Origin of the sequence: Mycetohabitans endofungorum, assembly GCF_037477895.1 — a bacterium.
GTDB lineage: Bacteria > Pseudomonadota > Gammaproteobacteria > Burkholderiales > Burkholderiaceae > Mycetohabitans.
In genome coordinates this window covers 336,961-349,747 of the sequence record NZ_CP132744.1, presented here as the reverse complement: position 1 = coordinate 349,747, position 12,787 = coordinate 336,961, and the positions used below count along the sequence as shown (strand labels likewise).

The window sequence follows — 12,787 nt, the reverse complement described above, 5'->3', positions numbered from 1 at the left end:
GATAGAATGTCGGCTATCGTTGTTATGCTATCCAGCGACGCCACCGGCGTTGTGTCAGCCGAAAATACGCCGATGAGCCAGCCCGCCACTTCCCGCCCATCCCGTTCATGGATCGCAACCGCGCTTGTCGCCATCGCGCTGGCCGTCGGTGCGTATTTCGCTTTTAGTACGCACAAGCAGGCACCCGTAGCAAGCTTCACGCTGCTGTCCGGTCAGAAGCTGACCACCGAGGACCTGAAGGGCAAGGTCTATCTGGTCAGCTTCTGGGCGACCAGTTGCGACACGTGCGTGAAGGAAATGCCGCAGATGGTCGACACGTACAACCGGTTCAAGGGCAAGGGTCTCGAATTCGTTGCCGTCGCGATGCAATACGATCCGCCGATGTACGTGGCCAACTATGCGCAAACGCGGCAACTGCCGTTCAAGGTGGCGATGGATGATGGTTCCGCCGCTAAACAGTTTGGCAACGTCCAGTTGACACCGACCACGTTCGTGATCGGCCGCAACGGCCAGATCCTGAAACGTTATGTCGGTCCGCCGCAATTCGCAGAACTCGACCAGTTGCTGGAAAAAGCGCTGGCAGCCTGACAATAGGCCTGCGCAGGCAACCTGGTGGACCGGCCCCCTCTCTCGGTTCGCGACGACGCCCGCGCGTCACCCGGCGATAGCGCCCGCTGCTTCAGCCCGCGACGACACCCGCGCCCTGCGCCTGTACGTCCGCGTGATAGCTAGAGCGCACCATTGCGCCGACGGCCGCGTGCGTGAAACCCATCGCATAGGCTTCTCGCTCGTACATCTTGAAGGTGTCCGGATGCACGTAGGCGCGCACCGGCAGATGGTGCTCCGAGGGTTGCAGGTACTGGCCGATCGTCAGCATGTCGACATCGTGCGCCCGCAAGTCGCGCATGACCTGTAAGATCTCCTCCTCGGTTTCGCCGAGCCCGACCATCAACCCCGACTTGGTCGCGACGTCTGGATGCAGTGCCTTGAAGTCCTTCAACAGCTTCAATGAGTGTGCGTAGTTGGAGCCTGGACGCGCTTCTTTGTATAGTCGTGGCACGGTTTCGAGATTGTGGTTCATCACGTCCGGCGGCGCTGCGTTGAGAATGGTCAGCGCGCGGTCCAACCGGCCTCGGAAGTCCGGCGTCAGGATCTCGACCCGGGTTTGCGGTGACAGCTCCCGCACCTGCCGGATACACTCAACAAAATGCCCGGCGCCGCCATCGCGCAAGTCGTCGCGGTCCACGCTGGTGATCACGACGTAGCGCAGCTTGAGCGCGGCGATGGTACGTGCCAGGTTCACCGGCTCGTCGACATCCAGCGGATCCGGTCGCCCATGCCCGACGTCGCAGAATGGGCAACGGCGCGTGCACTTGTCGCCCATGATCATGAACGTCGCCGTCCCCTTGCCGAAGCATTCGCCGATATTCGGGCAACTGGCTTCTTCGCAAACCGTGTGCAGGTTGTGCTCGCGCAGGATTTGTTTGATCTCGTAAAAGCGGGAGTTGCCGGTCGCGGCCTTCACGCGGATCCAATCCGGCTTCTTCAGCTTGTCGATCGGCACGACCTTGATCGGGATCCGCGAAGTCTTGGCCTGAGCCTTCTGCTTCGCGCTCGGATCGTAGGTGGCGGAAGAAGCGTGCGCCGCAGATGCGGCGAGGGTGGCGGATGGGTCGGGAACAGCAATCGTCATGTCGAAATCCAGTGCAGTGGCGGCCGCATCCTGCTCAGCCAACCACGGGGTTGCCCCTTTCGCGTGCTGCATCGGGCGATGCGGCGACGGCAACCGGCGGCAGGTTGCCGGTCAGCCGCTCGGCGAGTGTTCGTGCCACGTCGTGCCAGTACGCCGACACGCCGAGCGAAGCCATATCGATCGTTTCGAGACCAACGTAGCCACATGGGTTGATGTCGCGGAACGGCTGCAAATCCATCCGCACGTTAAGGCTCACGCCATGATACGAACAGCCATTGCGGATTTTCAGGCCAAGCGCTGCAATCTTCGCACCGGCATGGCGATGCGTAGATCCGGCGGCGACATAGATGCCTGGTGCGCCGATCCGGCGCTCACCGACTATATTATACGCTGCCAGCGTGTCAATCACCGCCTGCTCGATGCGCGTCACCAGGTCACGAACCCATAGCCGGCGCCGCCGTAGGTCGACCAGCAGGTACGCGACGACTTGGCCCGGCCCGTGGTAGGTGATCTGCCCGCCGCGATCGACCTGGACCAGCGCGATACCGTTATGCGCGGCCAGCAGATGGGCCGGATCGCCGGCTTGGCCCAGCGTGTAGACCGGCGGGTGTTCAACCAGCCAGATTTCATCCGTAGTGAGCGGCGTGCGTGCGGCGGTGAACGCGCGCATCGCGTCGAAGCTCGCTTCGTAGGGCTCGAGGCCACGCCAGCACACGACGACATCGTTGGACATCGCCGCCAATGCGACAAGCTCGGTGTTAAATTCAAATGACGGCGCGGGCATGATCCCGTCAGTTTACCGAAAAGCGAGTCCGCCCGCCCGTACCCGCGACAATCAGACTAACAGCCATCCGGTATGCCAGCTGAACCGGCTGGCGGACAGCCGTCGCGACCACCATGACGCAACGCGTTGAGCATAGTGAGGGCGCAGAGCCACGGTCACCCGCGCCGTGCGCGTGCCTTCTGTGCCGAGCCACATCAACTCGCCAGGCCGCAGCGACAGCGATTCGCCTGGGGCCACCCAATAGTCGTGCTCGTCCGCGCTGCGGGTGATCCAAACGCGCTCGCCTTCGATGGTGAGCGCCACGCCCCGGCTCACGCGCAATGGCACGGTCTGCCCGGGTTGAACCTCGAACGTGATGCTTGAATAAAGGGGTTTCATCGTACGCTCCTGCCCACGCCCCGGATGCACCAGGATAACTAGAATCGTAGCGATGGCCAGCCCCGGCGCAAAGCGATGTTTTTTCGCCGGCTTGTGAGCATAATTAACAAGCACGGCCAGCGCCGCGACGCCCGCCACCTATCGAAGAGGAACCGCCATGGACCTGCGCCAATTGCCCAATCTAGGCACGTTGAAGGCTTTCGAAGCCGCAGCCCGGCTCGAGAGCTTTTCGCGCGCCGCGCAGGAACTGTTCGTGACGCACAGCGCGATCAGCCATCAGATCCGTGCGCTGGAGGCCGAACTCGGCATGCCGCTGTTCAAGCGTGATGGCAAGCGGGTCGCGTTGACCGACTGCGGGCGCCGCTATGCGGCCCAGGTGCGCGCCGCCCTGTTCGACATTGCCGCGGCCACCGATGCGGTTCGCGCCGGTGACCGACAACGCCGGCTCGTGATCAGCGTGCTGCCGCCGTTTGCCGCACGCTGGATGACGCCGCGGATCGGACGCTTTATCGAGCGGCACCCGGAAATCGACGTCGAGCTGCTGTCCACCAACGCGATCACGCACTTCAACCGGGACGATGTTGACGTTGCGCTGCGTTTTGGCGGCGGCAACTATCCGGGGTTGTTCGTCGAGCCGTTGCTCGACGAGGTGTTTTTCCCCGTATGCACGCCCGACTTCAACGGCGGCCGGCTGCCGAAAACGCCGGCCGACCTGTCCGGCCTGACGTTGCTGCGCAACGACGACGAGATGTGGGGTCCATGGTTTCAGGCGGCGGGTCTGAGCGGCTGGAGCGAGCCGCGGCGCGGGGTGCTATACCAGGACTCGTCGATGCTGCTGCAAGCCGCGCTGGAGGGACAGGGCATTGCGCTGGTGCGCCGCTCGCTGGCGATGCAAGAGGTGATCAACGGTCGGCTCGTGCGGCTATTCGACATAGACGGCCCCAGCCCGGGGACGTACTGGTTCGTCTGTCCAGCACCGCTGCTGGAGACACGCCGGGTCGCGGTGTTACGCGAATGGCTGCACGAGGAAGCCGGGCGCTTTCGCGCCCTGTACGCGCAATGCCCGAGCGGCGTACCCTTGTCCGCGGCCGCCGCGTAAGTGCTACATCAGCGCACATCGGCGCCACACAACGCGTTACGGGTGCAGCCGCGCGATGGCGGCACTAGCCACCGCGTTGCATCGCGACGGCGCGCCACGCACGACGATTATCCGCGCACGACGCTCGCCCAGTTGTCATAGCACGACCTTCACCATCGGGTGCCCGGTCAGCGCCCGGTAAAGGTCATCGAGTTGTGTACGGCTGGTCGCACGCACAGTCACCGTAAGGCCGACGTAGTTGCCGCCGTTGGACGGCCGACTCTGGACCCGGCTGTCGTCGAACTCGGCATCGAATTGCCGAATCACCTCAACGATGACTTGCTGGAACTGCGGGTGCGCCTTGCCCATCACCTTGATCGGGAAGTCGCACGGAAACTGCAGCAGTGATTCGCTGGATGAGTTCATGACAGTGTTCCTTCAATCCTCGGTTTCATGCATACGACGCACCCGCGCGGGGCGCGCCGGCCTCGGCGGCCGATCGCCTAATCCTCGGCTTACTTCTTGGCCAGCGTCAGCAGCGCCGAATCCCACAAGCGCCCGAAGATGCCGGCCTGCGGCACGGCTTGCAGCGCCACGGCCGGGAACTGCGTCAGTACCTTGCCATCGGCGACGACCTTCACCGTGCCCACCACCTGCCCGTCGGCGATCGGGCCGACCAGCGGACCATGGCGCTCGAGCACCGGCTTGATCTTGTCGCTCCCCCCCTCGGAACCGTGATGTACTGGTCGCTTTTGACGCCGACCGGCACCGCGTCCTGCTGGCCCTTGTACACGCGCGGCGAATCGATGACCTGATTGGCCTTGTACAGGCGCAGCGTGTCATACGCCGCGTAGCCGTAGTTCAGCATCTTCAGGCTGTCCTGCGTGCGATCGTGCTCCTTAGGCTCGCCCATCATCACGCTCACCAGCCGGCGCGACGCGTCCGGCACCCCCGGCAGCGGCCGTTTCGCGCTGGCGATCAGGCAAAAGCCGGCCGCCTTCGTATGGCCGGTCTTAACCCCGTCCACGGTCGGGTCGATCCACAGCAGACGGTTGCGGTTCGGCTGCTTGATCTTGTTGTACGTGAAATCCTTGACTGCAAAGATCGGATAATACTCAGGATAGTCTCGAATCAGGTGCGCTGACAGTACGGCCAGGTCGGCCGCGCTCGTGTAGTGCTGGGGATTTGGCATGCCATTTACGTCGGCGTAATGCGTGTTCTTCATGCCCAGCTTCTGCGCCGCCTCGTTCATCATCTGCACGAAGTGCGCTTCGCTGCCGCCAACAAGTTCGGCCAACGCGATCGCCGCGTCGTTGCCCGACTGCACGATCATCCCGTACACCAGGTCGTGCACGGTCACTGGCTTGTTCGCCTCGATGAACATGCGCGACTCGTCCGCGCGCACGCGACGCACCGCCTCGCTCGGGATCACGGTCTGGTCCATCGAGATCTTCTTGGTCTTCAACGCATCGAACACCAAGTACGCGGTCATCAACTTGGTCAACGAAGCGGGCTCGACCCGCTCGTCGGCATTGGCCGACGCAAGCGTCTGCGCGCTGCTGGCATCGACGAGCACCCACGAGCGCGCATTGACAGCCGGAGGCGGCACTTGCGCGAGCGCGTCGGCGGGAACAATCAGAGCGGAAGCGGCGAGTGCGGCAGGCAGCACGCACGCGAGCGTTGCCGCGCGGGCGACAACGGTCGGGACAAAGGTCAAACGCATAGCAATCGAATCGACGTTAAACGGGGGAGTTCGGGAAGCGGCCCGCTACGGCGGCCCGCGGCGCAAGCCGATTGGACTGGCGAACGAACCAAGCGTTCGTGTCCACGCGGCGAACCAACACCGGCTCGGCACGGGTGATGCGCCCCCCGCCTGTGCAGCGGCAGCGACGCGGCACCCATTATACGCGCCAGCGCTCGGCAATCACTCGCTTCAGGATGTGCAGCTTGCGGTGGAAAAAATGCTCGGCACCCGGGATCACCACGACCGGCAGTTCCTGTGGCCGCGCCCAATCGTACACTGACGCAATCGACACCGTATCGTCGAGTTCGCCGTGAATCACGATGGTGTCGGACGGCACGTCAGCGACCTGCCAACGGCTCGCCGCGGTCCCAACGAATACCATGCGCTCGATCGCGTCACCGCGTTCGCGCAGTCGCTGCGCCACGTGTGACAGCACGAATGTGCCGAACGAGAAACCCGCCAGTACCAGCGGCACACCGGCCAGCCCCGGCAGCATGCGCGCGTGATCGATCACTGCAATCAGGTCATCCTGCTCGCCGCGCCCGTCATCATGCTCGCCTTCGGTGGCACCGACACCGCGGAAGTTCGGTCGCACCGCCACGTAGCCGAGTTGCACCAACGTGCGCGCCAGTGTCTGCGCGACCTTGTTGTCTAACGAGCCGCCGAACAGCGGATGCGGATGTGCAACCAACGCCAGCCCACGTGGCTCGCCCCCCGCGTCGCCACGATCCGGACGATCGATCGCGATCTCGATCTTGCCGACCGGACCATCGATCCGATACTTCTGCGTTTGCGCGTTCATCCGGTCACACTCCGCCGCGCGGCGCGTCGATCAACAGGCGCTCGACGATCCGGCCGCCGACCAGATGCGAATCGATAATCTCGTCAATATCCGCTTCATCAACATAGGTGTACCACGTCGCATCGGGGTACACGACCAGCACAGGACCAAGCTCGCACCGATCCAGGCACCCGGCCTTGTTGATGCGCACCTTGCCCTCGCCGGCAAGGCCCAACGCCTTGATACGCCGTTTCGCGTATTCCTGCATCGCTTGCGAACCGCAGTTTGCGCAACTCGGGCGCTCGCCCGGATCGCGCTGGTTCAAGCAGAAGAAAACATGGTGCTGATAAAAAGAAGTCATTGGAAAGCGGTCCCGCCATCGGCATTGAGTCAATTATAACGACGGGGCAACCGGCACGCCGTGCCCCCGTCGCTCAGCGCGCGAGCGCCGGCTGACTGGCCAGCCAGTCAACTAGTTGCGACAGCGCAACGTCGCTGGCCTGCGCGAGGGCGCGCACACCGCCGATCGCATCGGCGGACGGCGCCGGCGCATCAGCGCGGAACGTCGCCTGCATGAACTGTCCGCCCCGCCGCAGCAACGTCGCACGCAACGCGACAACGCCACGGCTCGCGCCGGGCTTGTCGAAGATCTGCTCGAAGTCCAGCAACTCGACCCTCAACACCGGTGCCGACACCGGGTCGCCGGGCGAAACCACCACGCCGCGTGCGCCGAGCAGTGCGCGCAAACGTTGCGTCAGCAACTGTGCCGGCGTCGCGGTCCAGCGGTTCGACGTGTAAGTGCGCAGCTGCTGCGCGTGCGCATAGGCGAGCCGGTAGACGATGCCGTCCGAATCCAAGCCCGCCGGCGCGCCCATGTCAACCAGCTTAAACGGACCGAACGCCGGCGACGCGGCGCCGGCGCGAGATGCCGCCGCGTTCGGGCTCATGGGACCGGGGTACACCGCCATGGCCGGCGCGCCGAGATCGTAGCGATAGGCCACCGGCGAAGCGCGGTGTCCGGCCGTGCCGCATCCGCCGAACGTGAACGCACCCAGCAACACCGCAAGCGAACCAATAATACGTAATGACATCGATGATCCTTGTCGAATGGACGCCCACCGTGCAGTGCGGCAACGTGCGCGCGTTAGTGCGGGGAGCCGGACGACCACGAGAAACCCGGCTCGCCGGGCCCGGGCTCGGGCGATGGTGCACCGAACAGTAGTGCGCGCGGATTCGCGTTGATCGCGCCTGCCGCGCTGTTGACCGACCGCATGGCCTGCCTGACGTCGTCGGCCAGCGAATTCACGCGGGGCAACGTCTCGTAGCCGACTCGCGCGGTCAGCTCCTGCATCGATGTATTAAGCTGCGCCAATGCCACACCCGCCTGCTCGGCCGCCTGGCCCACCCGATTCAGATTGGCCGCAACGGGTCCATTAGGGTTGGATAGGCTGGTCGCCAGCATGTTGACCGAACCCATCGTCCGGTTCAGCTCGTCGATCATACCCGGCAGCTTGCGTGTCACCGGCTCCAGGTGCTGCGTGAGCGCAGCCACACCGCTGGCCGCATCCTGGATACTGCGCGCGGTGGCCAAGTATTGCCGACGGTTCGGTTCGTCGGTCATTTGCTGCAGGTTGACCGCAATCTTCTCCATTTGATTGAGTAAGGCCACGCCATGCCGCTGCAAATCGTCGACCAAGCCAGGCCGCATCGGAATCTGCGCGACGTTCTCGTTGGACGAGCTCAGGGGGTGCGGATCGTCGCCGGTATCATCCAGCTGGATAAAGCCTAATCCAGTCACGCCCTGAAAGCCGAGCGACGCGAAGCTCGAGTTGGTCAACGGCACGCGCTTGTCCACGAGGATGCGGATCACAATCCGGCCGGGGCGGTGCGTGTCGAAGTGAATGTTCTGCACCTTGCCGACCGCCAGTCCGCGATAGCGCACCGCCGCGTCGGCGCGCAGACCGGTTACATTCGTCGTGGCGACCAAGTCATACGGAACGCGCTCGGTGCGATCCATGCTGAACCACGCGATCGTCAACACGATCGCCGCCAGCAGCACGATCGTAAACAGCCCGGCCCAGAATGCATGTGACTTGTTTTCCATCTCAGCTTCCCTCCACGCCAACGCCCGGTCGACGATGCTCGCCGCGATGCCCACGCCGGGCGGCATGCTCGACTTCGAGCAATGCGTCGTCGGGTATCGGCTCGAGCGCGTCCGCCGGCAGCTTGGCACGGCGCGACGCTGGCAGCGCCTGCAGTGCACGACGGCCGCGCATGCCCAAAAAATACTCGCGGATGAACGGGTGGTCGACGCCGGCAACTTGCTCGAGCGGCGCCGCGACGATCACCTTGCGATCGGCCAGCACCGCCACACGCGTGGACAACGACACCATCGTGTCCAGGTCGTGCGTGACCATCACCACCGTCAGGCCGAGCGCGCGATGCAGCGTCGCAATCAACTCGACGAACTCCTCTGAGGCCTGGGGATCCAGGCCGGCAGTCGGTTCGTCCAGGAACAGCAGTTCCGGCTCCAACGCTAACGCGCGTGCCATGCCCACGCGCTTGACCATCCCGCCGGACAGCGTGGCCGGCATCTTGGTTGCGTGCCGGCCCGACAGCCCGACCATTTCGAGCTTCAGCATGACGATATCCGACAACAGCGCCGGCGGGATCTTGCCCAGTTCGCGCAATGGCTGTGCGATGTTGTCGAAAACCGTCATCGCGGAAAACAGCGCGCCATGCTGAAACAACATGCCCGAACGGCTGCGTAGCAATCGGGCCGCGTGCTCGCTCATCGTCGCGGTATCCTCGCCGAAGATGCGGATCGTGCCCGAACTTGGCGCCTCAAGCCCGAGAATCTGCCGGATCAGCGTCGTCTTGCCGGAGCCGGAACCACCGACCAGCGATACGATCTCGCCGCGCCGCACCTCCAGGTCCAGGTGCTCGTGGATTACCGTACGGCCATAGCGCTTGGTCAGGTCGGTCACCTCGATAACAGGCTCGGCCACCGGCGGCGCGCCGTGTGCGAGGGCCATCGAGGTCAGCGCGTGCGGTCGGATCATGCACGCCTCACGACAACCCGATCCGTTGGAACATGATTGCGAACACCGCGTCGGCCAGGATCACGACCGTGATCGAAGACACGACCGACGTGGTCGTTCCCTCGCCCAGGCTTTGCGAATTGGGCTTGATGCGCAAGCCGAAGTGGCAACCGACCAGCGCGATCAGCATGCCGAACGCCACGCCCTTGCCCAGGCCGATGTACAAATTCGCCACCGGCACCACGTTCGGCAACGAACGGATGAAGAAGCTCATGTCGATATTGAGCACCAGTTGCGCGGCCAGCATCCCGCCGGTCAGCGCGATCGCGTCGGTCCACATCACGAGCAACGGCATCGCGACACCCAGCGCGATCACCCGCGGAAAAATCAGCCGCAGCCCATGCGAGATCCCCATCACGCGCATTGCGTCCAACTCCTCGGTCACGCGCATCACGCCCAGCTGAGCGGTGATCGCCGAGCCGGAGCGGCCGGCCACGAGAATCGCCGCCAGCACCGGGCCAAGCTCCCGAATAATCGACAGCCCAAGGATGTTGACAATGTAAGCGTTCGCGCCGAACAACCTCAGTTGCTGTGCGGACAAATACGACAGTACGATGCCGATCAGAAATGCAACCAGCGCGGTGATCGGCAGTGCTTGCGCACCGGCCGCGTAGACGTTTGCGGAGATCTCGCGCCACGGGATGCGGCGCGGGTCACGCAGCAGCCTGCCGCCATCCATCACCAGGCCACCGAGCAGTGTGATGCCGTCGCGCAGGTGCCCGGCAAAATCGAACATAGCGAGCCCGAGCCGTGTGATCGGATCGATTGCCGCCGCCGGCTCGGCCGGTTCCCGCGTTGCCTCAAGCAGCGTGATCCGGTTGAAGATCTCGCGCTGCGTACTGGTCAAGCTGATGCCGGGCGGCAAGCGCCGTCCCCAAATCTGCCACAGCGCCTGTGCGCCGACATGATCCAGCCTCTGGATTGGCGACAGGTCCCACAGCGTATCGGCCCGGGCCGCCGCGTCGTGCATCGTGCGCAGCTTGGCTGCGATGCCGCCGCGCCGTTGATCCAGCGCCAGCGAGAGCGCGGTCCATTGGCCACCTAGGCGAATCGCCGTACCTGACGGCACGGACCGGTCCTGGCTCGGTTTTACGGCATCGATAGTGAGCAGCGGCGGCGTCTCGAAATCCAAAGCGGGCACGGCAAAGGGTCAACGTAGCGTCATTGTATCGAAAGGCGCAGCACAGCCTCGCTACAATAGCAAGATGTCCGATCCTTCTTCCCTCCAAGATTCGCCCGGCATCCCGGGTGAGACCACCGCCAGCGGCGATCCGCGGCCGGCGGCCCGCCACATCGAACGCGAGCGACTCCTCGAGCTGCTCGACCCATGGCCTTCGCGCTGGGCAATCGAGGTAGTCTACGAGACCGGCTCGACCAACGCGGATCTCGCCGCACGGCTGAAAAAAGCACGCGGCGTGCCGTTCGAGCCAAGCGTGCGCGTTGCCTATTCGCAGACGGCGGGACGAGGGCGGCGCGGCCGGCCGTGGTTGGCCACCCCGGGCAATGCGCTGCTGTTCTCGCTCGGCTACTTGATGCCGCGCGCGCCAGCCCGGCTCGCCGGGCTGAGCCTGGCGCTCGGTGCAATGATCGTGGACGGGCTGCGTACTCTGCCGCTGGATGACAGCGGGAGGCTCTCACTCAAGTGGCCAAACGACATCCTGTTGGACGGCGCAAAGCTAGCCGGCGTGCTCGTGGAAACCGTATGGAGTACGCGCGACGCCACCGCGCTGGTAGTCGGCGTGGGCCTGAACATCAATGGCGCCAACGAGTTGGAGCAGCAGATTGCGTCGTTGCACGAAACGCTTCGCGCCACGCTGCCGACCATGCCTGGTGCACTATCCCGCGCGTGGCCGCATGCTGCGCTCACCCCCGTGCTCGGCGCAGTGCTCAATGCGCTGGCAGTCGGACTGGAGCGCTTCGGCCGGCATGGCTTCGAGCCGTTCCGTGACGCCTGGATCGCCGAGCATGCGTATGCAGGCCAGGAAGTCGTCGTCTTGGAGCAAGGCGACGAGATGGCACGCGGCACCGCATACGGCGTTGACGAACAAGGACAATTGCTGATACGCACGCCACAAGCAATCCGGGCAATCGCCACAGGCGACGTGTCGCTGCGGCTTGCCGCAAGCATCGATGCGCCGGCGCAGCCGGCGCCCGGTTCGTCTACTTGCGGTGCGGGCACGGGCGCACTGCCAACGGCTGCCGTATCCACCGCAGGACTGCGTCCGTCCGGATTGCCCCCCGGCGGCGTGCCCGCGTCCGACGCGCCCGCCCCCGCGCTCCCGGGCGCTGGCAAACCGCCCGCTACCGGATGCGCGCGTGAACAACAGCCGCACAACGACGACGCGTAAGCCGCCATGATCGATTCTGACCTTGCCGGCACGACCGGCCACCGCCTGGTGATCGACGCGGGCAATAGCCGCACCAAATGGGCGCTGGTGCATGCCGATGGCAGTCTGCGGCAACTCGGCGCGTTCTCGCACGAAAACCCGCTAGACGACGCGCAGGGCGACGTCGCCGCACGCGCGGCGGAACTGCAGTGGGACGACTTGCCGACACCAGCCGATATCTGGATCTCCAACGTTGCGGGCCAGCACGTCGCCGCGCGCCTGTCGACGATGCTCGATGCGCGCTGGCCAGGCATCGCACGCACGACCATCGTATCGCGCCGCTCGCAGTGCGGGGTGACAAACGGATATGGCGAGCCGGCACAACTGGGCACCGATCGCTGGGCCGGCATGATCGGGGCACGTGCGGCCTACCCGCGTGAGCATCTGCTGATCGTCACGCTCGGCACCGCGACAACGATCGAAGCGCTGCGCGCTGACGGCATCTTTGTCGGCGGTTTGATTGCACCGGGATGGTCATTGATGATGCGCTCGCTCGGCGAGCATACCGCGCAGTTGCCGACGCTGACGCCGGCGGGCGCACGCTCCGCGCTGGCCGGCAAGCCGGGCCTGACGTTCGGCGCCGACACGCCCGCGTCGCTGTGCGCCGGATGTGCGCTCGCACAAACCGGCTTGATCGAGCATGCTTACTTGACATGGCGTGCTGAACTCGGCGGCGCGTCGGTACGCATGGTGCTTGGCGGCGGCGCCGCCGACGCGTTGGCGCCAGCGCTGACTGTGCCGCACACGCGGCACGATCATTTGATACTGTCTGGGCTCGCGCTGATTGCGCAGGACGAGGTGACGGCGCACAGGCACGGCGCCTGACGCAGCGGCCCCTCTA

The 12,787-nt window shown here is 64.8% G+C and carries 13 protein-coding genes and 2 pseudogenes; 4 read left to right on the top strand and 11 right to left on the bottom strand.

Annotation, left to right across the window (positions count from 1 at the left end; genetic code table 11):
- The first annotated feature begins 72 nt into the window (after window positions 1-72).
- A complete protein-coding gene (locus RA167_RS01495) occupies window positions 73-588 on the top strand; it encodes a TlpA disulfide reductase family protein (protein WP_076787629.1) in 516 nt (171 codons plus the stop codon).
- Between the two features lie 91 nt (window positions 589-679).
- On the opposite strand, the gene lipA is transcribed toward RA167_RS01495, so the two are convergent.
- The 3 genes from lipA to RA167_RS01480 form a co-directional block, all read right to left on the bottom strand.
- Window positions 680-1,693, bottom strand: a complete 1,014-nt coding sequence (gene lipA, locus RA167_RS01490; protein ID WP_076787624.1) for a lipoyl synthase — start codon at window positions 1,691-1,693, stop codon at window positions 680-682.
- 34 nt (window positions 1,694-1,727) lie between these two features.
- Complete coding sequence (gene lipB / locus RA167_RS01485; protein WP_076787626.1) at window positions 1,728-2,426, bottom strand: lipoyl(octanoyl) transferase LipB; 699 nt, start codon at window positions 2,424-2,426, stop codon at window positions 1,728-1,730.
- Between the two features lie 102 nt (window positions 2,427-2,528).
- Entirely contained in the window at window positions 2,529-2,855 is a 327-nt protein-coding gene (locus RA167_RS01480) for a DUF2917 domain-containing protein (protein WP_076787622.1), read from the bottom strand.
- A 157-nt stretch (window positions 2,856-3,012) separates the two neighbouring features.
- Here RA167_RS01480 and RA167_RS01475 point away from each other — a divergent pair, with 157 nt between their 5' ends.
- Window positions 3,013-3,954 carry a transcriptional regulator GcvA gene (locus RA167_RS01475; RefSeq protein ID WP_076786001.1) on the top strand — a complete coding sequence of 314 codons (942 nt, stop codon included), beginning with the start codon at window positions 3,013-3,015 and terminating at the stop codon, window positions 3,952-3,954.
- A gap of 135 nt (window positions 3,955-4,089) precedes the next feature.
- Here the strand turns inward: RA167_RS01475 and RA167_RS01470 are convergent, their stop codons facing one another.
- The 8 genes and pseudogenes from RA167_RS01470 to RA167_RS01435 all read right to left on the bottom strand — a co-directional run bounded on the left by RA167_RS01470 (window position 4,090) and on the right by RA167_RS01435 (window position 10,691).
- Window positions 4,090-4,359 carry a DUF493 family protein gene (locus tag RA167_RS01470; protein ID WP_076786000.1) on the bottom strand — a complete coding sequence of 90 codons (270 nt, stop codon included), beginning with the start codon at window positions 4,357-4,359 and terminating at the stop codon, window positions 4,090-4,092.
- 89 nt (window positions 4,360-4,448) lie between these two features.
- Window positions 4,449-5,656, bottom strand: a pseudogene (locus RA167_RS01465) (D-alanyl-D-alanine carboxypeptidase family protein).
- 178 nt (window positions 5,657-5,834) lie between these two features.
- Window positions 5,835-6,479: an alpha/beta hydrolase gene (locus RA167_RS01460; RefSeq protein ID WP_076785998.1), complete on the bottom strand. Its 645-nt coding sequence runs from the start codon at window positions 6,477-6,479 to the stop codon at window positions 5,835-5,837.
- A gap of 4 nt (window positions 6,480-6,483) precedes the next feature.
- Window positions 6,484-6,819, bottom strand: a complete 336-nt coding sequence (locus tag RA167_RS01455) for a (2Fe-2S) ferredoxin domain-containing protein (RefSeq protein ID WP_076785997.1) — start codon at window positions 6,817-6,819, stop codon at window positions 6,484-6,486.
- A gap of 73 nt (window positions 6,820-6,892) precedes the next feature.
- Window positions 6,893-7,549 carry an ABC-type transport auxiliary lipoprotein family protein gene (locus tag RA167_RS01450; protein ID WP_076785996.1) on the bottom strand — a complete coding sequence of 219 codons (657 nt, stop codon included), beginning with the start codon at window positions 7,547-7,549 and terminating at the stop codon, window positions 6,893-6,895.
- A 53-nt stretch (window positions 7,550-7,602) separates the two neighbouring features.
- Window positions 7,603-8,562: an MlaD family protein gene (locus RA167_RS01445; RefSeq protein ID WP_076787620.1), complete on the bottom strand. Its 960-nt coding sequence runs from the start codon at window positions 8,560-8,562 to the stop codon at window positions 7,603-7,605.
- A gap of 1 nt (window position 8,563) precedes the next feature.
- Window positions 8,564-9,520, bottom strand: coding sequence for an ABC transporter ATP-binding protein (locus tag RA167_RS01440; RefSeq protein ID WP_076785995.1), 957 nt, complete (start codon window positions 9,518-9,520; stop codon window positions 8,564-8,566).
- A gap of 7 nt (window positions 9,521-9,527) precedes the next feature.
- Window positions 9,528-10,691 (bottom strand): MlaE family ABC transporter permease, encoded by a 1,164-nt coding sequence (locus tag RA167_RS01435; protein ID WP_076785994.1) that lies wholly within the window; start codon window positions 10,689-10,691, stop codon window positions 9,528-9,530.
- A 73-nt stretch (window positions 10,692-10,764) separates the two neighbouring features.
- On the opposite strand from RA167_RS01435, the pseudogene RA167_RS01430 reads away from it, so the two are divergent.
- Together RA167_RS01430 and RA167_RS01425 are read left to right on the top strand one after the other, a co-directional pair.
- Window positions 10,765-11,679 (top strand): annotated as a pseudogene (locus RA167_RS01430) (biotin--[acetyl-CoA-carboxylase] ligase); the annotation flags it as partial.
- Between the two features lie 234 nt (window positions 11,680-11,913).
- Window positions 11,914-12,771, top strand: coding sequence for a type III pantothenate kinase (locus RA167_RS01425; RefSeq protein WP_076785993.1), 858 nt, complete (start codon window positions 11,914-11,916; stop codon window positions 12,769-12,771).
- The last annotated feature ends 16 nt before the right edge of the window (window positions 12,772-12,787 follow it).